Origin of the sequence: Providencia sp. PROV033, assembly GCF_028484855.1 — a bacterium.
Lineage (GTDB): Bacteria > Pseudomonadota > Gammaproteobacteria > Enterobacterales > Enterobacteriaceae > Providencia > Providencia alcalifaciens.
Genome location: NZ_JAMPSW010000017.1, coordinates 1 through 24,254 on the forward strand (window position 1 = coordinate 1; position 24,254 = coordinate 24,254).

The following is a 24,254-nucleotide window of genomic DNA, read 5'->3' on the forward strand; positions in this document are numbered from 1 at the left end:
AACCTTCGGTGGTGTTTGCGGAGCTAAGAAAGGCGGCTTAGCGTTGCACTTCGGACTTGAATCCGCCCCCCATAGTAATCACATTAATGAAATAGCCTGTCAATAGTGGATATTCCTTTATTAAAAATAATAATATATGAGCAACGGTAAATGATATTTTTATTTATTGCTGATTTTCTATTATCTAGATTCTGATAAGTTATGAATAAAAGGGAGAGCTATGTTTAGTTCTATAGACAGTAGTCAATATCATAGTAATAAATTAATGAAAGCAATAATTAGACATAAACATAATCAAAAAATTACGGATAAAACCATAAGTAAAATAAAAAAATACACCAATAAAGTGAAAAATACGAGTTCACCAATAAATTTTAAAATTCAAATCACGGCGGCTAAGAGTCAGTTAATTGATGCCCCTAAGAATGAAGAGAAAATCATAAAAATCCTTGATGAAGTTTCTAAAGCATCCAATTTACCCGATGCTAAAGTGGTATCATCAACAAGAAATACGATATTAAAAAATAATCAAATATTATTGGTTAAACAAAATTTAAAAAATTTCTGGGATAATCTTTCTGGGGGGAGAGGCAATCGAGTTATTCTTCCAAGGCGTACTGTTGAAGATATTTTTGATCTGAAATGTCATTATGTCTCTAAAAAAACACTAAGAAGAATGAATGAAAAAATAGGTATGCTGATTGAAGATAAACCACAGCATGAAGCAATAAAAGAAATAGAGAATCTACAAGATAAATTAATAGAAAAAAATATTAAGCCTAAAAATCATTTTAAATTAATGAAATCAATGAATAAATTGAAAGAAGAAATAAGTTTGAAGAGAAATGATACTACTGTAATTCAATCGCCAGAAATTAGAGAGGATGAACCCTCACATTTATTACAGGCGGAAATATCGAATAGAATGAAAAATAATGAATTAATTTTTGATTCAAATGAATTGATAGAGTGCTCGCCTGAGTTTAATGATTTGAAAAATGCGGTTAAAGAGCATTTTAAGAATGTCAATGTTGCTGAAGGGATAATTAAAAAAATAACAAGTCATCTGAAGGTGTTAGAAATTGTAGAACCTAGAGAAATAATTAAGGATAAATTATTTTATATAGAAAAGTTGATAGGATTAGATGAGAAATTTTTTGATAAAAAAACAATGGTTCATTATCTAAAAGAACGACTCTCCTTTTCAGTTGAGAATCTTAAAACGTTGTTTAAGGTGTTTACTGAAGAAAGAGCAAAATATTTATTAATACAAAAACAAGCTTTAGTGTATCAGCTGTAAACTAGGAATAAAAAAGGTATTCCACAGACCCAATACTATCGGGTCTGTGGTTTTTATATCACTAAGGCGTCATCATAAACACTTTCTGATTCTGACCTAAATATTGTTGAGTCAGTCGATTGATGTCTTGAATATTGAGCTTATTAATGATCTTCTGCTCTTGGGCAATTTTTTGGAATTGTCCATCATCCGCTGCGACTTGAGCTAAAGCTTCAGTCCAATAACTGGAGCTATCCGTGACTTGGGCATTTTCGGTCAGCCAAATATTTTTGGCTTCGGCTAATTCTTTTTCTGTTACACCTGATTGACGGAGCTGTGCAACGGTATTCCGTGCAAGTGCCACCATCTCAGACGCGCGCTCAGGCGCAGTAGTAAAATTCAATCGCCCAGAATAGTAGGGCTGTGGTTTTTTCGCTAACATTTGTGAAAAACTCAGCGCATAGATACCACTGGCTTTTTCACGTAGCTCGCTACGCAGACGCTGGCTAACAATGGTATCAATCAGCTGCAAAGCGAGTTGATCTTGCTGGGACCATTGTGCTGGGGCTGCAAATTGAATACTCACCATACTCTTATCGCTACTACTGATTGGATACTGTTGTTCGAAACTGGTCATCTTCGGCATAATCCCTTGGTTACGCCAAACTAATTTGCCATCGTGAGCAGGTAAAGACGCCACCCATTGCTCCAATATGGGTTTTAATTCACGCGCATTCATCGCGCCAGTGATCACTAATGTCATGTCTGATGTCGAAGTGAGTAACTGACGGTTAGCCTGCTGAAGTTGCTGGGCAGTAAAGGTTTTCCAAGCACCTTCAGGGGAGATAACCAATAGCTCACCATGTTGGTAACTTTGTTGATTAATATGGTCAAGGAAAGTGCGCTCAACGGGCATTTTCGACAAGTTCAGCGCAAAAGCTTGTTTGTGTTGTTCCAGCTTTTCACCACTAAATTGCGGCGCGGTGAGTTTTAAATTCAGTAATTGTAATGCGGTTTCGAGGTTATCTACGGGAGTTTTACCACGATAACCATGGCTAAGTAGCTCGCTATATGGGCGCACGCTAATCTGATTTTGTTTTGCCAATAACGCTAAATCTCGAGCACTGTAATTTCCATAACCACTGCTTTCTGGTAGCTTCATCGCCCAATCAGTTAACCCTGCGGTTTGTGGCGTTTCAAGTGAACGTCCACCGGGCAGTTGCAAGTTAAATTGAATATCATCTTTCAGGTTTTTATCCGTTTTAACAATCACCTTAATGCCGTTGCTGAGTATCCATTGTTCAGTTTTAGCGATAGGCAATGAAGATTGTTCAGTGATAGACCCTTTTGCTACAACAGGTAATTTCAGGCTAATCGCTTGAGAGCGCAGCGTGAACGGGCCTGGTTGTGTTTGGCGAATACGCTGCCATTGTTCACTGAAGGTCTGCTTATTGACCGCAGTTTCATCTGTATCTGGACCAATCAGCGCTAAGCGAGGTGATGCGGTTTGTAATAAGTTAGCCACATGGCGTTGCAGATCTTGCGGTTTGATGCCTTTCGTTAATTGGTAGCTATTATCCAGCTGTTGGCGTTTGTTCCACATCGGCATCTCATATTCAAGGGCCGTGGTGAGTTGACCTGCAAGATACTCATTGCTGTAACGCTGCTCGGAACCTGCTTGTTGGCTCAGTTTTGCCAACATGGCTTGTTTTGCGGTATTTAATTCTTGCTCAGTCACTGGTTCAGTCGCAAGGCGCTGTAATTCAGTAAATAGCACTTCGGTTGCACCGGTATAATCATTTCCTTTTGGATGGATGATCATTAATTGCTGAAGACGTTGGTTATCCAGCATGGAGCCTTGCTCATTAATACTAATGGACGGCAGAATGCCATTATCAACCATGACTGAGAAACGTTGGTTTAAGATGGCTAGCCATAAATTATCCATCAGATCGTCGGTTTGACCTTGGCGTGTATTCAGCGGTGCAGAGACATTTTTTTGTAATGCAAACTGTACGTATCGTGCTCCCTGTTCCTTATCGAAAACTCCTTGAACTAACATGTTCTTGGAATCAGCAAAGCGCTTCCATTCAGGTGCATCTTGGGAAATTTTGTCTGGCTTAGGTAATGCGAATAAGGTTTTTACATCCTCGCGCACGGCTGAAGAGTTGAAATCACCAATAACCAGTAAACTCATACGTTGAGGTTGGTACCACGTTTTATAGTAAGCTTTGGCTTGCTCAATGGGTGCTTGGCGAACCACATCAAGGGAGCCAATGGGATTGCGCTCCACATAACGGCTGCCGTGATAGCGTAGTTTCTCGAGGCTGTCATTAATACGATAGCCCATGCCTTGGCGTAAACGCCATTCTTCAATAATGACAGGGCGCTCTTTTTCAAATGCGTCGGCATCGAAAGTCATATTGGCAGCCCAATCCGCCATGACTTGCAATCCTGTACGGGTTTGAGCTGGCGTTGCGTTAGGGAGGGAGAGCTTATACAGCGTGCTATTCAGGCTCGTTATGGCATTGACATGGCTACCCAGTTTTAGCCCTTGTTGTTCAAGTTGTTTAAACCCTGTCGTGCCCGGAAAATGTTGCGTTCCTTTAAATGCCATGTGCTCCGTAAAGTGGGCTAAACCTAATTGCTGTTCTGTTTCTTGTAATGAACCCGCATTGACTAACAAACGCAGCTCAACACCCGGTTGATTACGCTGTAGCAGGTAAACTTGTAGCCCATTATCGAGCTGATAATGCTGTAAATCTTGACGCACTGGCAGTAATTTCTGCTCATCAGATTGTAGAGACGCACTGCTAACACAGCCGCCTAAAAGGACTGCCACGAAGGCTGCTAATGTGATTTTACGAAGCATATTCAGGGGTTCCTGTCATGAATGGCGTATTCCGCGTGGTTTCAGATAGACGCAGATGCTTGTCAGCTAATTGATCAATAAAGCCTTGATGGCTAACCAAAACGATACTGCTAGCGGGGAGCTGGGCTTTTAGCATATTCAGCAAGGCTAGGGCACTTGGCTCATCAAGAGCGGAGGTCATTTCATCCAATAGCATTAACTTCGGTCGATTCAGGAGCAGTCGCGCAAACATAATGCGCTGCTGTTCACCGCCAGAAAGTCGGTTGTTCCAATCGGTTTCCAAAGCGAGTTGTGAATGAAGTTTTTCCAATCCAACAAGGGTTAGCGCATATTTCAGATCCGAAGCCGTAAATTGGCTGGCATCTTGTGGGTAAGCCAATAAGTTATCTAAACGGCTTATCGGTAAATAAAGGCGCTGCGGGATCCAGATGACGTTATCCGTACGTGTGATTTTTCCGTCAAAGAATGGCCAATGGCCGCTGAGTGTGCGCAGTAATGTGGATTTACCAATACCAGAACGACCGGAGATCAACATCAGCTCACCGCTATTGATACTAAGATCAACGGTGCTCAGCAGTGGGCGATGATCTGCCGTAAACAGGCTCAAGTTTGCTGTTAATGGTTCACTATCTTCGTTAATAGTGGCTTCTGGGGTTTTATCGTTTTCCAATAACACCACGAAGTTATACAGACGCGCTACGGTGGCTTGCCATGCTGCAATCTCTTTATAGGCAAAAATAAACCAGCCCAATGAGGTTGCTACACTGGTGAATGCTTGGCGTAACTGCATTAATCCGCCCAGCATAATTTCACCCGCTAAAAACTTAGGTAATGCCAGCAACACAGGGGCGAGGGCGGTCACTTGTTGATAACCGACGGTATAAAACGATAAATTACGTTCACAGCGGATCAACTGGTTCCAGTTACGGATAATTTCGCTAAAGCGGGTCATCAGCTCTTTACGGTCTTGTGATTCACCCCGTTGCCCTGCGATGGCATCTCCGTGTTGGCGGCAATTGATTAACGAACTACGGTAATCCGCTTCACGACGCTGTTTATCCATATGCAGGCGGCGCAGAGGGAAACCAATTAGCTGGGTTAGCGCGATCCCGATGATGGTGTAAATAATACAGGCCCAGAACATATAGCCCGGAATGATCCAATCGCTGTCGGCGAAATTAAATGAAAGGCTTCCTGAAAGCGTCCATAAAATCGCGGCAAAGGAGATCAATGTCAGCATTGAATGCAGGAAAGTGACTAACAGATTCAGCGTGGATTCAATCAGTAAGCGAATATCTTCCGCAATACGTTGGTCTGGGTTGTCGGGCTCTTGGGATGCGAGCCTCAGCATATAGTGTTTGCTGTTGCCGGAAAGCCAGCGACCAAGTACTTGCTCAGTCATGCCTTTGCGCCAACGGATAATCAGCATTTGCTTGAGGTAGGTGCCCATTACGACCACAAAAATCAGACCACTAACTAAAATCACAAAGTATTGCAGCAGCCCATACAGTGCTTGTCCGTCTAGCTTTTGCAGGGCGTTATAGAAATCCCCGTTCCACATGTTCATTTTGACATTGAACCAAACGGAAGAAAGGGTTAGCCCTAACGAGGCAAACAGCAGCACCCAGCACAAAAGGGCAGCACGCTGCCCCCAAAAAGGTTTAACTAAATAAAGAAATTGTTTAATGGTCTTCATGACTCGATTTCTTGGTTATGTGTTTGACATTGCTCACGGCTATTACTTAAAAATCGTAATTCACTTGTAACCAGAACTGACGACCCGGATCGTAAGACTTAATGGTTCTATTGCTGTAGGTGAAGGTATCTGCAACGTTTTTGTTATTCAGGACGTTGTTGACTTCAACAGAGACACCAAAACCATAAGCAAATTCAGGTTTCCAGCCTAAGCGGGTATCCCATGTATACTTGCTTGAGTAATGTTGATCGGTGTATCGACGAATTAAACCGTATTCAGGATCGGTGTAGGTACCATCGCCATTTCCATAACGAACGACTTGATCTCTAGTGCCCCACCACTGTAAGCGGTTGTACCAAGTTAGGTCGTAGTTATCCCAAACACTGGTGAGCTCTAAGTTAACTTTGAAAGGTGAATTGAAGCTTGTTGAAGGCAATTTTGAGGCATCAATGACTTTGCCATTATAATAAACTTTGTTTAGATTCAGGTCATTGCGACCTTCAAAGTAGTTATAGCCAGAATCTTTTGGAGTATTACTGTCTGTTTGTTGCCAAGTTAATGATGCTGTCATCACATGAGAAGCATCTGCCCATTCCCACGGTTGTGAGTTGTTGACAGACAATGTCACAGTATCATGGGAGCTACGCCCATCATTATCGAAAACGCGGATCTTGCTTTCAGGATCGTACATATCCAGTTTTTTGGTTTTTGTACGGCTACGAACTTCATCATAACCTTCACGATGAACGTACTGTAAGCGCCATGTTGTTGAAAGAATATCTTGCTGAAGTGCAAGAGTCAGCTCGTCGTTATATGGCGTTTTAAGTGAGTCTAAGCCTTCATAGTCTTTCTTATTTTCCCAAGTATTCATGTTGGGGTTAACAGTACAGACATCAGACATCATATCGCAAGTTTGCATTCCGCCATTTTGCGCGCCGTATAATGCGTAGTTCAGCATCGAGCGCCCATAATAACGGTTGGCACCTGCAATAATTTGGGTTTTACCATTACCAAATACGTCATAAGTTCCTGTCAGACGTGGGGCAATGTTGGTACGGCTAACGAAATCATCACGATCAAGGCGAATACCAGGGCGTAACGTGAGTCGACCATATTCAATGGTGTCGTCTAAAAACAGCGCATAATTGGTGTAATCGGCGGTGTATTTACCCGCTTTAAAACGCGCGGCGTTCCATAGCATTCCATTAAACATGTCATCTTTATCAATGTTTCCTGTAAAGGTGTATTGAAGATAATCTTTGTCGCGTTTATAGATGCCTTTTGTATAACTGATTTCGGTTCCAACGGTTGGTTTATGGGTTGCGCCTAAACCATCTTCTAGTGGGTTAAAGCGCATAACAGCTTTTGCACTTTGGCTTCTTTGTTGGGAAATCAGGTCTCCTAAACCACCACTATTTGCATCAACCATATTGCTGTAGTCATTATCAACAGCAGCACGCAGGATCACGGCATATTTTTGGTCATTATCTCGTTCATCTTTCAGATCTTGCGTATTGGCAGTCAGTTCCAATTGCCCAAGGCTTAATTGATGCTTATAAACGGCGGTTAGACCAAATCCATTGTGCGTTGAGTCATAACCTGAATTCATTACAGAGGAAGAGAAGAGACGGCTCTCATACGAGGCGTAGTTAGCAGAGAGGTCTAGTGAGTTAACATCTGATAAATCAATCGAGTACTTGAGGAAGTAGTTATCTGATGTTCTGTGTTGATTCTTGGAACCGGGGGCAAACTCCGCCATTTCAACTTCACCATTTTCGATGACCGCACCAGCGCCACCCGTCACCGTCATCGGAATGGTTGAGCTACGGCGAGATGCCGAGAACACCACGCCTGAATTTTCCGTCACGCCTAATTCAAACCAGCCACCAAAATCATTTTTATCGTAGCGATTTTGGAAACGAGCAGGATTGGCGGTATCGTTTTTGGTGGTATCAATAGCTTGGGTTGAATCGTGGAACAGGTTATTCCAACCAGAACGGGTTAAGCGGTAATAGGCATGGGCGCTATTCTCACCTTGCCAGCGGCGGCTATTCACTTCAACGGTGCCTCCCGTAAAGCCACCAAATTCCACGGGAATATTGTTATCGTAAACCGCCATGCTATCAATTAAACGGCTATCGATGTAAATCCCTTGATCGCTACTGCTTAATCGCGTTGCGGTTTCCCCTAAGCCACTGTCAGCAGGGTCAAAGTCATTATTGAAGCTGATCCCATCAAGCCGATAGGCGTTTTGATAGCTACTGGAACCATGGATCGAAATACGCGAAGGTTTGATCTCTCCTTGGTTCATTGAGTTGCTATCATTATTCGCAAACTGCACTGCGGGGTTCGTTTTCATTAAATCTGTGATATTGCCGTCACCTGTATTTTTTTGGCGGATCTCTTCTGAGGTGACGTATTGCGGTGCGGACATAACATCCATCGCAGGGTGATTTTGAACCACGCCGGATACTTGGGTTTCAGGTAGAACTAACGTACCTTGATTTAAAGTCTGAGGGCGAATAACCAGCATACCGTTTTCGTTAACCAGCTCTAACCCACTACCAATAAGAATTTTTTGTAATGCGGTTTGTGGGGTATAGCTGCCAGAAAGGGCGGGAGCGCGCAGACCGTTCAGTTGGCTTTTGTCATACAGGAGTGACACTTGACCTTGACGGCTAATTTGCTCAATTGTGCTTGCTAGCCCTTGCTCTGGTAGTGAAAAGCTGATTTCTTGGGCGATAGCAGATTGGCTGACTAAGGCACTGGTGACCGCCAGTGACAGCGCAATCGGCTTGAATCGACCGAGTGTGAATTGAATTGCCATGGATATCCCTTATTCTTAAGCTGCACAAAAAGCGTGCTAAAAAGTAGTCAATAAAAATGAAGCTACTTAAGAAGAGGGCGAAATGAGAATTATCCTCACCTGTAAATGAAAATATTTTTCATTTATTTTTTTTGTTTTGGATAATCAAAAGGTTATTTTTATCCTGATACACCACTTGCACAGGAAGGAGGGCTGGAAGTGCCTGAAAAAAGGCATCTGGCTGCTGGAGATTGATGCGCCCAGAGATTTTTTGATTTGCTAAGCTACTTGGAGAGAGCTCAACCTGAAAGTTGGAATAGGTTTTTAACTCGGATAGCACCTCGGAAAGGGGTTTATCCACAAAGGTTAATTCCCCGAAACGCCATCTTGCGACATCTTGAGGCGTCACTGAGTTAAGGGCGATTTTGCTGTTGATACTTGAGCTCAATGCACCTTGCCCTGCGAGCAATAACACGGGTTTTTGGTCTTTGAGGCTCTGAAAGCTAACAATCCCTTGACTGACATTGACCGCGACTTGCTCGCCTTTTTTATTCACTTCAAATTCCGTTCCTACAACCTGAATACGTCGCTGATCCACATTGATGACAAATGGGCGATAAGGGTTCGATTTGACTTTAAAGTAAGCGGAGCCATGGTCTAGATAAAGCTGGCGGATGGGGGTTTCATACGCCACTCGGATGCGGGTATCACGATTGAGAAATAGCACAGAGCCATCAGATAACGTCACTTCTTTGGTTGAATCCGTCGAAACTAATGTCATATTGTTCAATAGCATGGATGGCAGCTGGCTATAAGGTAAGAACAAAACTACCGCAATAAAACAGGCGGCAACAACATGACCGAGTGGTTTCCAAAATGATGATAATCTGAACGTTGATGTCGTGGTTTTGGTCGGTGCCGGGCGTGGAACTTTTTCAATATCTTGCCAAATGCTCGCCATTGCCTCATAGGCATCTGCATGTGCTTTTGATGCTCGTAGCCAAACTTTAAATGCTTGAGATTGTTGATCACTAAGTTGCTGACTGTGCATGCGCGTAAACCACAGTGCCGCCTCTTCGTCAATGCGTTGTTGCTCGACTAACGGGGTATTATCAGGCTGCTGGGTTTGATTCTCTGCCATTAGGGATACTTGCTCTGGTCGTCAAGATGTTTCTTACAATGCACTAATGCTGCGGCAATATGCTTTTCCACCATACTGATGGAGATTTCCATACGCTCAGCAATCTCACTTTGAGATAACCCATCAAAGCGATACAGCAAAAAAGCTTCTCTGCGACGTGGGGGCAAAAGATCAATGGCCTCACTTAGCCGAGCAATTCGCTGCTGGTGCTCTAAAATTTCACTCGGATCTGCCGTGGTTTGTTCAAAATTTTGCTCATGGGATACTTCATCAATCGAGGTATGGGACTGGCTCTGTTGATGATTGCGTCGCCAATGGTCAATCAGCACATTGCTGGCAATTTTGAACAAATAAGCACGGTTCTCCTTCACAGGATCCTGTGCTTTACGGTTTAGCCATAGTGTAAACACATCCTGTGATAAATCATCCGCATCGTTACTATTACCTAGTCGACTGCGGAAAAATCGCACAAGTTGACCATAGGTTGATTGATATGCCCCACTGATCTTGCGGGCAAGGGATTTATCGATAGTCATTGTCTGGTGTCAAAAGTAAAAATGGTTTAATAATGAGCTCAAATTGACTTTATAAATTAAATCAATACCTTGTAGTTATTATTGTTATTTTATTAATAATAATGAATATCATTTTGATTTGTATTATGCCTATAATCTGCGAAAAATAAAGATGTGAGGCAAAATATGAACAGCAGTGTGGGGCAGCTGGGAAGCCCAATTTTTCGCCCTGTGGGTGGTTTATTTGTGAGTCTTGTTTTCCATGGGATCTTGGCAATGATTTTTATTGGATGGTTTACGTCAAACCTACCAAAAACGGGGGTTTTGCCACCTGCAATCTCTTTGCAATTAGGGCTTTATCAGCTGGAACAGCAGAATGAGCCTGAAGTGAATAATGCGCCCAAGCAACAGATGGCAACGCGTGAAGAAGTTGAGCCTGAAGTGGTTGAAAAAATAGAAAAACTACCTCAGACACCCCTTGTTGATAATGGAACGTTAACCCGTGTAACGGAGAAAAAACGCCCACCGAAGAAAAAGCCTGTTCAAGAGAAAAAAATGGTTGAAGAAGCCCCAGCTTCTACCCAAGAATCTGAAGTTACTTCAGTTCCAACCTCAGGTAGCGCTTCCAATAGCAGCGCCAATTTTTCCAGCAGTGCTGCTGCTCCTGTCAGTGGTCACCATGGATGGGAAAGCGAGGTTCATCAACGTTTAGCTAAGGCAAAGCGCTATCCTCGTGCTGCATTGCGCTTTCGTTCAACGGGTGTTTCACAGGTCAAAATTATCGTGGATAATCAAGGGCAGTTAGTCAGCGCGAGCTTGGTTAATTCATCGGGTACGAAGATCCTGGATAAAGAAGCACTCGCAACTATCCAACGTGCGGCACCGTTTCCAATGCCACCTGAATCCTTGCTTGCAAATGGTAAAGTGGAGCTTATTGCGCCGATCGTGTTTGATACTACGTCGATCTAGATAGAATTTACTATTTTGCTGAAAATTTACGAGCGACCCTTCTTGGTCGATGGGGGCTCGGCACTTTACGCCTTTTTGCACGTGGTGGTTTGATGGAGGGGCTTCGAGAATCCGTTGCCCCTTTGCTGCTTTGGAGCAGTAATTCACTTTCTTCTTCACTTTCCACGGGTTCAACGATTAACGGCTGTTGCTGACCTTTCTTTTTCTTCAAGCGCATCAGGGTATTCGCCAAAATAAACCCAATACATAAAGATAATAGAATGAACACCCGCATAATATTGGTGGTGTTATCCGCTTGTTGAAGGTCTGTAGTGAGCGATTCGGTATCAATGGTAAGACGTAAATAACCATTAGGTTCTTTAGCGCCTTGGACTGGGATCACTAATTGGTAGTGAAAATTCTGTAGTCCCGTGTTGCCTTCAAGGGAGAGTCGTTCTTTGACGGTGGTGCTTTCTCCAACTTGTGTGACTAACGTCCCTGCCGCAGTATATAAACTGGCATCCAAAATATATTGGTCTTTCGCGAGATGATTTAAATTGGCATTAATTCGCTCTAAATTAAAATCTTTGCTGCCGGGAACCATATAATCAGATAAGCTGAAAGCCACTTGCTCAGCGAGTACTTGAGTTAATTGCTTAAATTGTTCTAACCGGCTTTGGCTTTGGCTATAACCTAAATATGAAACCCCATGCATTAAGAAGGTGATTAATGCAATACAAACAATGACAATAACGGTTTTGTGCAGTCTAAAAGGGAGTTTCATAGAAATCATCGTGCTCTTTGTCTGTTTTATAGCAATAAGCCAAGTCATGAAGCGTTAACTTGCTGGAAAATTTAAGTATAGTAATTTTATACAGGGTATACATTATAAAAAAAAGTTGTGTCCACTACAGGAGCTAATTTTCATGCCAACGAGTTTGACCTATTGTTATCTGCCTGATGAAATTCAAAAATGGCCGGGTTTACCACTGTCATTAAGTGGTGAAGAAGTGATGCCATTAGATTATCGTGCAGGGGACACTGGGTGGCTGTTATATGGTCGCGGTTTAGATAAAGCGCGAATTAGTGATTTCCAACAGCGTTTAGGGATTGCGATAGTGATCGTTTCCTCTTGGCGCATCGATGATTACCAAGTTGTACGTATTGCCGGTAGCATCACGCCGCGGATCAAAAAATTGGCAGATGAAAGCCAGCTTGATGTTGTGCCATTAGGGAAAATTCCGCGTCTACGTTCCCCTGGGATCTTACTCATGGACATGGACTCAACTGCGATTCAAATCGAATGTATCGATGAAATTGCCCGTCTTGCCGGTGTTGGTGATCAAGTTGCAGATGTGACCGAGCGCGCCATGCAAGGGGAGCTCGATTTCACCGAAAGTCTGCGGGCTCGTGTGGCACTGCTAGAAGGTGCCGATGCAGCCATTCTTGACCAAGTCCTCGAAACTTTACCGCTAATGCCGGGTCTCACTAGCTTAGTGCGCAAGTTGCAAGCGATGGACTGGCATATTGCAATTGCCTCTGGTGGATTTACTTTCTTTGCCGATAACCTGCGTCAGCGATTAAAGCTAGTTGCTGCGGTTGCCAACCAACTCGAAGTCAAAAATGGCAAACTGACAGGTAAAGTGAAAGGGGCGATTGTTGATGCAAAATATAAAGCGCAAACCCTCGTCAAATTAGCGGAAAAGCTAAACATTCCTATAGAACAAACAGTTGCTATCGGCGATGGTGCAAACGACCTGAAAATGCTCAGAAAAGCAGGGTTAGGCATTGCATATCATGCGAAGCCAAAAGTCTATGCAAGGGCAAAGGTTGGGATCAAGCATGCGGATCTGATGGGTGTCCTGTGCGTCCTCAGTGGGGGGCTCAAGCACGAAGAGCGCTAATTTTCGTCATATTTCACGCTACGACGTTGTTGGCTGCTTTCGGCTACTCGGGTCACATACTTGTGTATGCTCCCCGAGATATCCTCACTTGCCGCCTAATCGTAGCGCGAACTATTTAGAAAATGGGTGGAATTTCGTCATATTTCGGGTTGTAGGGGTGTTGGCTGCTTTCGGCTATCCTAGTCACATACTTGTGTATGCTCTTAGGAATACCCTCAATTGCCGCCTACCAACAACGCCGAACTATTTAGAAAATTTGTGGAAGATATAAACCAACGAATTTAAGAAAAAGAAAGTCAAAGACATAGATAATTAACGAGTTTGGTGTTTTTTATTGGGTGATTAAGGAGTGGCTGTGGCGAAAGGTGCAAAAAGAGCATTTGTGTGTAATGAGTGTGGGGCGGATTATCCGCGCTGGCAAGGGCAATGTAGTGCCTGTAATGCATGGAATACCATTACGGAAGTGCGCTTGGCATCGACGGCAGCGGCTCGTACCGATAGGCTGACGGGCTATGCCGGCAATGCTGCAGGCGTGAGTAAGGTCCAAAAACTGTCGGAGATTAGCCTTGAAGAATTACCGCGCTTTACCACCGGTTTTAAAGAGTTTGACCGAGTGCTGGGTGGCGGGGTTGTACCGGGTAGCGCCATCCTCATTGGGGGGAACCCAGGTGCAGGTAAAAGTACTTTGCTGCTGCAAACCATGTGTTTGCTATCACGAGACATGAAAACCCTCTATGTCACAGGGGAGGAATCATTGCAGCAAGTGGCAATGCGTGCCCATCGATTAGGGTTACCCACCGATACACTCAATATGTTGTCAGAAACTAGCATTGAACAAATCTGCCTGACAGCGGAACAAGAACAGCCCAAGTTGATGGTGATCGATTCTATCCAAGTTATGCACATGGCAGACATTCAATCCTCACCGGGTAGTGTGGCGCAAGTTCGTGAAACCGCCGCCTATTTAACGCGCTTCGCCAAAACTCGCGGTGTGGCGATTATTATGGTGGGTCACGTTACAAAAGATGGTTCACTCGCGGGACCTAAAGTGCTTGAGCACTGTATTGACTGTTCCATCATGCTCGATGGTGATGCAGATAACCGTTTTCGTACCTTACGTAGCCACAAAAACCGCTTTGGGGCGGTGAATGAGCTTGGGGTATTTGCTATGACCGAACAGGGTTTAAAAGAGGTGAGTAACCCATCGGCAATTTTCTTAAGTCGTGGAGATGAAATCACATCGGGAAGCTCCGTGATGGTGGTATGGGAAGGAACTCGCCCACTGTTGGTGGAGATTCAAGCACTGGTTGATCACTCCATGATGTCCAATCCACGCCGTGTTGCGGTTGGTTTAGAACAGAACCGTTTAGCTATTTTGCTGGCGGTACTGCATCGCCATGGCGGATTGCAAATGTCTGACCAAGATGTATTTGTTAACGTAGTGGGTGGTGTTAAAGTCACCGAAACCAGTGCCGACCTCGCGCTGCTATTATCGTTGGTTTCAAGTTTTCGTGATCGCCCATTACCCCGTGATCTCGTCGTATTCGGCGAAGTGGGGCTGGCAGGCGAAATTCGCCCTGTACCGAGTGGGCAAGAACGTATCTCTGAAGCGGCAAAACATGGCTTCAAACGCGCCATTGTTCCTCATGCGAATATGCCGAAAAAGTTACCTGCCGATATGAAAGTGTATGGTGTGAAGAAATTAGCGGATGCGTTAAGCGTCATGGATGAGTTTTGAATCATTTAGATAATGATGAGATAGCGAGAGAAAAGGTTCCCTGCTAAAAGGGACTTAAAAGCGAAAGGATAAATAATATGGCTGAATTTGAGTATCTAAAGAGTGCCATCAAAAATGCTGGTTACACATTACAGCAAGTCGCGGATGCAACAGAGATGACCAAGGGCTATCTCAGCCAGTTAATTAATGACAAAATTAAAAGCCCTAGTGCACAAAAAATCGCGGCGCTCCATCGTTTTTTAGGGTTGGAATATCCTATCCAGTCAAAAACTATCGGTGTTGTCTTCGGTAAATTTTACCCTCTGCATACTGGGCATATCTACCTTATTCAGCGCGCATGTAGCCAAGTGGATGAACTGCACGTTATCCTCTGTCATGATGAGCCTCGGGATAAAGACCTGTTCGTGAACAGTTCCATGTCACAACAGCCAACGGTGAGCGATCGTCTGCGCTGGTTGCTGCAAACCTTTAAGTATCAGAAAAATATTCATATTCATTCATTTGATGAGCAAGGGATCGAACCCTATCCTCACGGTTGGGAAGTGTGGAGTGAAGGCATGAAAGGCTTCATGAAAAAGCATAACATCAACCCTAGCTTTATCTATTCCGGTGAGCCTCACGATGTGCACCGCTATAAGAAACACCTTGGGATCGAAACCATTCTTATCGATCCTGAGCGCACGTTTATGAATATTAGTGGCAACCAAATTCGCCAAGCACCTTTTCGCTATTGGGAATATATTCCAACGGAAGTTAAGCCATTCTTTGTGCGCAAAGTGGCAATCTTAGGCGGTGAATCAAGTGGGAAGTCGACGCTTGTTAATAAGCTAGCGAATATCTTCAATACCACCAGTGCGTGGGAATATGGGCGCGATTATGTGTTTAGCCACCTGGGTGGCGATGAAATGGCGTTACAATATTCAGACTACGATAAGATTGCACTAGGACACGCTCAATATATTGATTTTGCAGTGAAATATGCAAACAAAGTGGCATTTATTGATACTGATTTTGTTACCACGCAGGCATTTTGCTTACGTTATGAAGGTAAAGAGCATCCTTTCGTGCAGGCGTTGATTGATGAGTATCGTTTCGATCTGGTGATTGTACTTGAGAACAATACACCTTGGGTGGCTGATGGGCTGAGAAGTTTAGGCAGCGATAAAGACCGCATGGAGTTTCAGACGCTGTTGATTGAAATGCTGAAGAAAAATAGCATTGAATTTATGCATGTTGAGTCATCAGACTACGATTCGCGTTTTTTAGAGTGTGTTTCTTTAGTTCAGCAATTATTGATGCTGGACGACTCAATTTCTGCATAAAAAATGGCACCCTAGGGTGCCATTTTAATATCGTCCAATCCGACTATTTGGTCATCTTTTTGTACTTGATGCGGTGTGGTTGCAGCGCATCCGCACCTAAAGTGCGTTTCTTATAATCTTCGTATTCAGAGAAGTTACCTTCGAAGAAGGTAATGTTACCTTCATCTTGATAATCAATGATGTGCGTTGCGATACGGTCAAGGAACCAACGGTCATGGGAGATGACCATTGCACAGCCAGGGAATTCTAACAGGGCGTTTTCCAGTGCACGTAAGGTTTCAACGTCGAGGTCGTTAGTTGGTTCATCGAGCAGCAGAACGTTGCCGCCAACTTGCAGCAGTTTTGCTAGGTGTAAACGACCACGCTCACCACCAGACAGCTCACCCACACGTTTACCTTGGTCAACGCCTTTAAAGTTAAAGCGACCTACGTAGGCACGGCTTGGGATCTCAAAGTTACCGATACGCATGATGTCTTGACCGTTAGAGATTTCTTCCCATACGGTTTTGCTGTCATCCATCGCATCACGGAACTGATCAACAGAGGCAATCTTCACGGTATCACCTAAGGTGATTGAGCCTGAATCTGGCTGCTCTTGACCGGAGATCATACGGAACAGTGTGGATTTACCCGCACCGTTTGGACCGATGATCCCCACGATAGCACCCTTCGGAATAGAGAAATTCAGATTATCGATCAGTACGCGATCACCATAAGACTTGCTCAGGTTTTCCACTTCGATAACTTTGTCACCTAAACGTGGTCCAGGTGGGATAAACAGTTCGCTGGTTTCGTTACGTTTTTGATATTCCACGCTATTAAGCTCTTCAAAGCGAGCCAGACGTGCTTTACCTTTCGATTGACGACCTTTCGGGTTTTGACGGATCCACTCAAGTTCTTTCTCGATAGACTTACGACGAGCCGCTTCAGTTGACGCTTCTTGCGCCAGACGCTCATCTTTTTGTTCCAACCAAGAAGAGTAGTTACCTTCCCATGGAATACCTTCACCACGGTCAAGTTCAAGGATCCAGCCAGCGACGTTATCGAGGAAGTAACGGTCATGGGTGATCGCCACAACGGTGCCTTCGTAGTCGTGCAGGAAGCGCTCTAACCAAGCAACGGATTCAGCATCCAAGTGGTTGGTTGGTTCGTCGAGCAGCAGCATGTCTGGTTTTTCCAGCAGCAGGCGGCAGATAGCCACACGGCGGCGTTCACCCCCAGAGAGGTTTCCGATAATCGCATCCCAAGCTGGCAGGCGCAGTGCATCAGCAGCACGTTCCAGTTGGTTATCTAAATTATGGCCATCTTGTGCGGCAATAATCGCTTCTAGCTCGCCTTGGATTTTCGCCAGCTTGTCAAAGTCAGCGTCTGGATCGGCGTATTGCGCATACACTTCGTCTAAGCGAGTTAAGGCGTTCTTAACTTCGCTAACCGCTTCTTCAACGGCTTCACGAACGGTATGTTCCAAATTCAGTTTTGGTTCTTGTGGCAGATAACCGATTTTAATACCCGGTTGAGGGCGTGCTTCCCCTTCAATCTCAGTATCAATGCCAGCCATGATGCGCAGTAATGTGGATTTACCTGCACCGTTGAGACCTAAAACACCAATTTTCGCCCCAGGGAAGAAGCTCAGAGAGATGTTTTTTAAAATATGACGTTTCGGGGGAACCACTTTTCCCACTCGATACATACTGTAAACGTATTGAGCCAATTTATTTACCTTTTGTTTTATAACATAATTTTTAATTGCATCGCTCGGTTATTCACTTTGTAAGAACTCATAAATTCAAGGCGAATAGTGAGATTCCAAAAGCGAAAGTGTGTAAAACGAGCCACTCAAAAGTAATTGCGTCTAACTGTAATTGTTCCTGCCTTTATGTCAATAACTTCCCATGCAAGTGATGACAATTCAGGGGGCTATCACCTCATCATGCAATCAATATTAATTCATTATTGATGTCGATTATTACATATAACAAAAGGCTCGAAATAGGTGTTGAGTAGGGTGGGGATGATAATTGATGGGATCTGAACTGCAAACGGCTAGACCCCAATATATGAAGTAATGGTATTAAAGATAAGTGAAGTAAACCTGTGGGGAGGTGATCAATCTTGCACTACTTGAAAAGGGATTGAGATAGGCTGGACGCCTTGAGATTACTGAGTTGGCGAGGATTTATTGATTTTGCACTAAAGAATACAGATTGATTTATTTTATGTTTTTTTGCATTCTATTCTGCATACTAATGATCATATTTTAGGAGCATTTAAACGACATTTAAAGGACAATTGAAAGTTCTTCCAATTATCCTGCCTTACTGTGATTTGCATCCTGGTTTAGCCCACCAGATAAATTGGTATTTTTCTTTTCTTCAATACGGTGCAAAATCTCTCTATCTATCGATTCATCACCAGCAAGAGCCAGCTTGATTGCTTGCTTCAGTGTTGGCCGTATTTGCAGGCGTTCAATGCTACTTTCTATTGAGTCATCGCTTACGAATGATGTTTTTAAAATACCTTCAATTCCTTTTCTATGTATTGCTTTTAATAACTCACTAATTTCATCGGTAGACAATGATTCATATACCATATCCCAAGAGTTTTTCATTAGTTGCCTATCAACTTTGGGTGGCTCCTTATCTCTTGGTGATTCTAATTCAGACTGACTCACTCCAAATGCCAACCAATCTAAACTTACCTGCTCAGCCTCCGCTATTGTTTGAATAGCTTTAAATGATGGATCTGTTCCTTTGTTTAAATAGTTATTTAGTGTTGAGTATGGTAATCCCCATGCGACAGAGACAGACCTTACACTGCGACCTTGGATTAGTTTATTTATTCTGTCTATTAGTGTTTCTTTTGTATCACTAGCTAAAGAAACACTTTCGCTTTTTTTTCCTTTCATTTTCTTTCTTGCCTATTCAATTGATTTTTAAATGATATTTCAAATTAAAAGCATTGGTTAACCTAATTAGGAAAAGAAAGTCATTTTATTTCTTTACATAGTCCTAATTTGGATCAATACTATATCCGTACAGATAACCCTAGCGGATTATCCGCTAGGGTAATTTTTAAGGGTAAACGAAATATGGATAGAAATGAAGTGAGTTATTCAGATTGGCATCGTATCGATATTGTTGCCGCTCTCCATAAGGAAGGGTTAACGATGAGAGACTTGTCAACGCGAGCAGGTTTAAGGCCTGACACACTCAAGAATGCACTGGCGCGTTCTTATCCAAAAGGTGAACGAATTATCGCTGATGCTCTTGGTGTTTTGCCTCAAGATATTTGGCCTAGTCGTTATAACAATAGAGTGAACCATTATGTACCTAACTGCGAATGAATTGATTGGATTACCTGAATTGCCAGGAACAGTTCAGGGTATACGCCTGGCACTGAAAAAGCGTACAGGTAAACACCCTGAATTTGTTCGTAAACGCGAAGGCACAAAGGCTTTCGAATACCACATTGATTGCTTGCCAGAGGCGGCGAAGGAAGTTATCAAGCAACGTCATTTTAATGCAGTTCTTGAGCAGAAAAAAACGGATAACGCACTCGAAAAAACGGTATCAAATACCAGTGTTAAACCCGTTGATGAGTTGGCTTTAATGCGCCAGTGCCCTGCATTGTTAGAGCGTGAGGTTTCATCGTTAACAGCAGATCAAAAAAGCATTGCTGACGCGAGAGCGACGTTAGCTTTAGAAGTGCTTTCTTTGATTTATGCAGGCGATACACGCATTGGGGCGGTGACACGTATCTCTGAACAGTCCCGAAAAGGTGTTTTGCCTCAGACGTTACAGCAAGCTGCGGATAATGCGAATGCGCGTAAAGGGACAACCCGCAGAGGTGTCAGTGTCCGCTCTTTACAGGAATGGGTCACGTTGTATCAAAGCACCAATAATGGTGATGAGCGATTGGCGTTACTGGCACCCGGTCACCATAAAGAGACACGTCCTGAGCAGGTCTCATGGCTACCGATGTTCTTATCACATCATCGTAATGTGAATGGCCCATCGTTGATGGCAGCGTACCGCACATTCACCGAAGAGTGGCAGGAGCACTACGCAGACCAGCCTACTATGTTGGATGTTCTGCCCTCTTATTATGCCGTTCGCCGCGTCATGGATAAATTACCAAAACGCGAACGAGCACGAGGACGCGTGACAGGTTCGGCAGCTCGCGCATTAGAAACTTATCAAAAGCGTGACTGGTCACAGATGCCAGTAAATGGTTGTTGGATATCAGATGGTAAGTCCATGAATATGAAAGTAGCTCACCCTATTCACGGACGCCCATTTACACCTGAATTAACGTTGGTTTTAGATGGTCGGACACGCTTTCTTGTGGGTTGGAGTTTGGACTTATCAGAGAACGTGATCGCTGTTGCATCGGCTTATCGCCACGGCATGAAATACCATGGCAAGCCATTGTTTACCTATTCAGATAATGGTGGTGGTGAGAAAAATAAAACATTAGATGCTGATATCACGGGTATTTTCCCACGCTTAGGTATTAAGCATATGACGGGTATTCCTGGTAACCCACAAGCACGTGGGATTATTGAGCGTCTCAATGCGGTCATCCCCCGTCGAGTTGCTCAGCAGTTTCAAACTTACAATGGATTAGGTGCAGATAGAGAACATGTGCGTATTACCAGCCGTCGTATTGAGTCTGCTGTAAAAGCTATCGAGAGCAATAAAGAACTTAATCCAGTGCAAAAAGGTGCATTAGCTAAGCTTCCAAGTTGGCAGCAGTTACTTGATGCAATTGAGGTCGAAGTACAGCGTTACAACTATGAGCATGAGCACAGCGAGTTACCTAAACGCAACGGTCGCCATTTAACCCCTGCGGCTTACCGCGAAGAAGTGTTAGCTGCTGAAGGCGATGAAATCGAATATCTCACTGAAATTGAGTTACGTGAAATGTTCATGCCGGAAGTTGTCCGAAAGGCTCAGCGTGGCTGGGTTGAGTTCAATAACAACGAGTATTTTGCCGAAGACTTGATCCTCGTTGATGGTGAAGATGTGCGTGTGGCTTATGACATTCACGACGCGAAAGAAGTCATTATTCGTAAATTGGATGGCACCTATGTTTGCACTGCAATATGGAATGGCAACAAAGTCGCCGCCGTACCTACCACGCACATGGCTAAGGCGATTGATGATCGTCGTAAACGTCGACTGGCTCGTGTTGAAGATAAACGTCGTGAGATTGAAGCAGAGGCGCGTCCATTAATCGATGCGAAACCTGCACCTGATTTTGGTGGCTTTATTCCTGCGGATGAGCCTATCACGACACCAAGAAAACCCATTACGTTTTTACAGTCTGAATATGATTATTTATCTGCGAAAGCAGGTAACCAATAACGGAGGTTTACGATGTCTATCGTTAATGAACTTACCACGATGATGAATAACAAAGGTTGGTCACAAGCCCAAGCCGCACGCGGTATTGGTGTCAGCACGGCAGTGATTAATCAGTTTTTACAAAATAAGTATAACGGTGACGTTAACGCAGTTGAAGAAAAAGTCCGTCAATTCATTTTACGCGAACAAGAGCGTGATAAATCGCGTCGTATTAAGCCTGTTTATGTTGCCACATTAATGGCACGTAAAGGGCGTGATGTTATCCGTATGGCTCACATGGATGGCGATATTAACGTTATCTATGGTGATGCGGGGATGGGTAAAACCATGATTGTGCGTCAGTACGCCAAAGAGCATTTAGATGCAGTGCTGATTGAGGCTGACCCAGGTTATACAGCTCGTGTTGTTTTAGAAGAGTTATGCAACAAATTGGGTTTGGGTAAGCGTGGCAACATGCACGAACTGAGCGAAGCCATTATTCAAACTCTTCGGGATTCAGGGCGCATTATCTTAGTCGATGAAGCCGAAAACTTACCGTACCGTGCATTAGAAACTTTGCGTCGTATCCATGATAAATCAGGGGTTGGTATTGTATTGGCGGGTATGCCTCGCCTGATTCTCAACCTAAAAGGTAAGCGCGGTGAGTATAAGCAGTTGTATAGCCGTGTGGGCTTTGCATTACGCATGGGGGAAGCACTCCCCGAGGATGATATCACCAACATGATCACCACCATGTTGCCCGAAGCGTCCGAACCTGAAGTATTAAATGCCCTTTATAAAGCCTGTAAAGGTAATGCTCGTCGCCTGTTTAAGTTCTTGCGCGGGATATCTAACGGTAGCCAAATTAGTGGTCAACCTATTGATGTTCAAATGGTTCATGAGTTCTCAGAAATGTTAATTAACTAAGGTGGCAATGATGAACGTACATCAAGAAATTAGCAAGATTCGTGCTTTCAGAGAGCGCAATGGCAATGATGGTGAAATAAAACCCTTCATTAGTATGTTTCGTGAAGGAGAGTTGTTAATCGATTTTTATAGCCTCCGGTTGCACCGTATGAAACAGGATTCACCTGATAATTGGGATCCAGATTTGCATTATAAAGAAGCATTTAAGCTGTGGTTTTCGGACAAGGCTGGCTTTAAGCACGCTTATCACTTGGCTCGTTTGGTAACACGTATTTAATAATGAGGTTCAACATGGATATCACTATTACGGCTGAAAACCAATCCATTGTCTCTGACTTGCTACGTGCAGGCTCAGTGGCGCAGCACTTAGAACAGCAAGGCGTCACCATATTGAGTGTGATCACCCGTCAAGGTAAGCCTTGCATTCACGTAGCCCGCAACAGCTATTGTGATGCGCTCATTCAAGCAGGTAAGGCTTCTTACCAATATTTTAATAGTCATAAGGGTAAGCAAGGCGTCTTTGATACAGAGGGTTGCCGAGTTTACTGGTCTGAATCAATACATTAGGAGTCATTATGGCGGCGAAAATTACAATTATTATTTCGGAAGGTAAACATGGACATGCCGATGTTGAAATTACCAGGCACAAAGCAGAACCAGGCACAACTGTTGATGAAATGGCAATGTCTGCTGAATTAGTGCAAGAAGTTGGTTTAGCACTTTGTAAAATTAAATTAGCTCATAAGGAAAAACGTAATGCACACTAATCCAAAACAATTTACACAATATGAAGTTATCGAGAACTACTGGCGTGATGCGAAAGGCATTTTAACCCCAATTGACTTAATTAAACCTATCGATATGCAGCGTGATGCATTAGTTGGTGAGTTAGTCACTCAGGCTCAACAAATCAGTGAGTTATTACGTCAATTTAAAATTGCTGCTTTCGGTGATATTGAGGCATTTATCGCACTGTCTGCCGAACAATTCGGCGTTAATGTAGGAGGTAAAAAAGGCAATGTTACACTGTATTCATTCGATGGTCGTTACAAGATTCAGCGTGCGATACAAGACCGTATTGCCTTTGATGAGCGATTACAGGCAGCTAAGGCGTTAATTGATGAATGCTTAAAGGATTGGGTGCAAGGTGCTAAACCGGAGATCCACTCCATTATTGACCAGGCTTTTGCTGTTGATAAAGAAGGCAATATTAATACGGGAGCTGTGCTTTCACTTCGCCGCTTAGATATTAAAGATGCGCGTTGGATAAATGCGATGGAAGCGATTGGTGAGGCCATTCAAGTCGTTGGTAGCCGCCAGTATGTCCGCATCTATGAACGTGTTGGTGATAATGACCAGTATGTTCCTATTTCACTTGATATTGCCGGAGTGTGATATGTCTTTTATTCATTACGCAACAAGTGCAGCGATTGCAGAACGCAAAGAGTTATTTGTGACTGCTCATGAGAATTGGTTAAACGCAGTTTGTGTAGCGCGTAAAGAGGTGAATCGCCATTGGGCTGAGTGCCGTGCTGATTACTGCCTTAAATCGTCTGGAGGTCGTCGTGTCCAAGTTGACAGCCAAACAGTTTAATGAAAAGTACCTTGTTGGACATACCTTCATTTATCAACGTAGTCGTTTTTTACGTGGCGGACCAATTGTTAGAACATTAGGTCGTGCTAAAGATGAAGGTAAAAGAACCATTGTTGAAATCGATATTGAACCTTATTACATCGATATTGACACATTAAACTGCTAAA

Annotated in this window: 22 protein-coding genes; 14 read left to right on the forward strand and 8 right to left on the reverse strand. The window is 43.6% G+C overall.

Annotated elements, in window-relative coordinates; all coding sequences use genetic code 11:
* Positions 1-220 precede the first annotated feature (220 nt).
* The gene (locus PSF16_RS04630; protein WP_272688848.1) at positions 221-1,300 is read left to right on the forward strand and encodes a hypothetical protein; all 1,080 of its coding nucleotides are present in this window, start codon (positions 221-223) and stop codon (positions 1,298-1,300) included.
* A 61-nt stretch (positions 1,301-1,361) separates the two neighbouring features.
* Here PSF16_RS04630 and PSF16_RS04635 read toward each other — a convergent pair whose 3' ends face one another.
* The 5 genes from PSF16_RS04635 to PSF16_RS04655 form a co-directional block, all read right to left on the reverse strand.
* Positions 1,362-4,151, reverse strand: a complete 2,790-nt coding sequence (locus PSF16_RS04635) for a M16 family metallopeptidase (protein WP_154631655.1) — start codon at positions 4,149-4,151, stop codon at positions 1,362-1,364.
* Positions 4,141-5,847 (reverse strand): ABC transporter ATP-binding protein/permease, encoded by a 1,707-nt coding sequence (locus tag PSF16_RS04640; protein WP_272688849.1) that lies wholly within the window; start codon positions 5,845-5,847, stop codon positions 4,141-4,143. Before PSF16_RS04640 ends, PSF16_RS04635 begins: the two co-directional genes overlap by 11 nt.
* A gap of 46 nt (positions 5,848-5,893) precedes the next feature.
* The gene (locus PSF16_RS04645) at positions 5,894-8,674 is read right to left on the reverse strand and encodes a TonB-dependent receptor (protein ID WP_272688850.1); all 2,781 of its coding nucleotides are present in this window, start codon (positions 8,672-8,674) and stop codon (positions 5,894-5,896) included.
* A 118-nt stretch (positions 8,675-8,792) separates the two neighbouring features.
* A complete protein-coding gene (locus PSF16_RS04650; protein WP_006657113.1) occupies positions 8,793-9,794 on the reverse strand; it encodes a FecR family protein in 1,002 nt (333 codons plus the stop codon).
* Entirely contained in the window at positions 9,794-10,330 is a 537-nt protein-coding gene (locus tag PSF16_RS04655; RefSeq protein WP_006657114.1) for an RNA polymerase sigma factor, read from the reverse strand. Before PSF16_RS04655 ends, PSF16_RS04650 begins: the two co-directional genes overlap by 1 nt.
* 165 nt (positions 10,331-10,495) lie before the next feature.
* On the opposite strand from PSF16_RS04655, the gene PSF16_RS04660 reads away from it, so the two are divergent.
* The gene (locus PSF16_RS04660; protein WP_006657115.1) at positions 10,496-11,278 is read left to right on the forward strand and encodes an energy transducer TonB; all 783 of its coding nucleotides are present in this window, start codon (positions 10,496-10,498) and stop codon (positions 11,276-11,278) included.
* 10 nt (positions 11,279-11,288) lie between these two features.
* Here the strand turns inward: PSF16_RS04660 and PSF16_RS04665 are convergent, their stop codons facing one another.
* Positions 11,289-12,041: an AhpA/YtjB family protein gene (locus PSF16_RS04665; RefSeq protein ID WP_112860352.1), complete on the reverse strand. Its 753-nt coding sequence runs from the start codon at positions 12,039-12,041 to the stop codon at positions 11,289-11,291.
* Between the two features lie 142 nt (positions 12,042-12,183).
* Between PSF16_RS04665 and serB the strand changes: the two genes are divergently transcribed.
* The 3 genes from serB to nadR all read left to right on the forward strand — a co-directional run bounded on the left by serB (position 12,184) and on the right by nadR (position 16,221).
* Positions 12,184-13,161 (forward strand): phosphoserine phosphatase, encoded by a 978-nt coding sequence (serB, locus tag PSF16_RS04670; protein WP_006657117.1) that lies wholly within the window; start codon positions 12,184-12,186, stop codon positions 13,159-13,161.
* Between the two features lie 355 nt (positions 13,162-13,516).
* Positions 13,517-14,899: a DNA repair protein RadA gene (radA, locus tag PSF16_RS04675; protein WP_006662827.1), complete on the forward strand. Its 1,383-nt coding sequence runs from the start codon at positions 13,517-13,519 to the stop codon at positions 14,897-14,899.
* Between the two features lie 77 nt (positions 14,900-14,976).
* On the forward strand, positions 14,977-16,221 hold the full coding sequence (gene nadR / locus PSF16_RS04680) for a multifunctional transcriptional regulator/nicotinamide-nucleotide adenylyltransferase/ribosylnicotinamide kinase NadR (protein ID WP_006657119.1): 1,245 nt from the start codon (positions 14,977-14,979) through the stop codon (positions 16,219-16,221).
* A gap of 43 nt (positions 16,222-16,264) precedes the next feature.
* On the opposite strand, the gene ettA is transcribed toward nadR, so the two are convergent.
* Together ettA and PSF16_RS04690 are read right to left on the reverse strand one after the other, a co-directional pair.
* On the reverse strand, positions 16,265-17,932 hold the full coding sequence (gene ettA / locus PSF16_RS04685) for an energy-dependent translational throttle protein EttA (RefSeq protein WP_006662825.1): 1,668 nt from the start codon (positions 17,930-17,932) through the stop codon (positions 16,265-16,267).
* Positions 17,933-18,526: 594 nt separating this feature from the next.
* Entirely contained in the window at positions 18,527-19,126 is a 600-nt protein-coding gene (locus PSF16_RS04690; RefSeq protein WP_272688851.1) for a hypothetical protein, read from the reverse strand.
* A gap of 183 nt (positions 19,127-19,309) precedes the next feature.
* Here PSF16_RS04690 and PSF16_RS04695 point away from each other — a divergent pair, with 183 nt between their 5' ends.
* Genes PSF16_RS04695 through PSF16_RS04735 form a run of 9 tightly spaced genes read left to right on the forward strand, consistent with a single transcriptional unit; the run spans position 19,310 to position 24,253 of the window.
* Positions 19,310-19,564, forward strand: coding sequence for a helix-turn-helix domain-containing protein (locus tag PSF16_RS04695; RefSeq protein ID WP_102138720.1), 255 nt, complete (start codon positions 19,310-19,312; stop codon positions 19,562-19,564).
* Entirely contained in the window at positions 19,545-21,587 is a 2,043-nt protein-coding gene (locus PSF16_RS04700) for a Mu transposase C-terminal domain-containing protein (RefSeq protein ID WP_272688852.1), read from the forward strand. The genes PSF16_RS04695 and PSF16_RS04700 overlap by 20 nt, the downstream gene beginning before the upstream one ends.
* Positions 21,588-21,599: 12 nt before the next feature.
* Positions 21,600-22,493, forward strand: a complete 894-nt coding sequence (locus PSF16_RS04705; protein ID WP_272688853.1) for an AAA family ATPase — start codon at positions 21,600-21,602, stop codon at positions 22,491-22,493.
* A 10-nt stretch (positions 22,494-22,503) separates the two neighbouring features.
* A complete protein-coding gene (locus PSF16_RS04710) occupies positions 22,504-22,770 on the forward strand; it encodes a hypothetical protein (protein ID WP_272688854.1) in 267 nt (88 codons plus the stop codon).
* A gap of 14 nt (positions 22,771-22,784) precedes the next feature.
* Positions 22,785-23,060 (forward strand): hypothetical protein, encoded by a 276-nt coding sequence (locus PSF16_RS04715; protein WP_272688855.1) that lies wholly within the window; start codon positions 22,785-22,787, stop codon positions 23,058-23,060.
* Between the two features lie 8 nt (positions 23,061-23,068).
* Positions 23,069-23,260, forward strand: a complete 192-nt coding sequence (locus PSF16_RS04720) for a hypothetical protein (RefSeq protein WP_272688856.1) — start codon at positions 23,069-23,071, stop codon at positions 23,258-23,260.
* Entirely contained in the window at positions 23,250-23,888 is a 639-nt protein-coding gene (locus tag PSF16_RS04725) for a DUF3164 family protein (protein ID WP_272688857.1), read from the forward strand. Before PSF16_RS04720 ends, PSF16_RS04725 begins: the two co-directional genes overlap by 11 nt.
* 1 nt (position 23,889) lies before the next feature.
* Positions 23,890-24,087, forward strand: coding sequence for an ANR family transcriptional regulator (locus tag PSF16_RS04730; protein ID WP_272688858.1), 198 nt, complete (start codon positions 23,890-23,892; stop codon positions 24,085-24,087).
* Positions 24,059-24,253, forward strand: coding sequence for a hypothetical protein (locus PSF16_RS04735; RefSeq protein ID WP_272688859.1), 195 nt, complete (start codon positions 24,059-24,061; stop codon positions 24,251-24,253). The genes PSF16_RS04730 and PSF16_RS04735 overlap by 29 nt, the downstream gene beginning before the upstream one ends.
* Position 24,254: the final 1 nt, after the last annotated feature.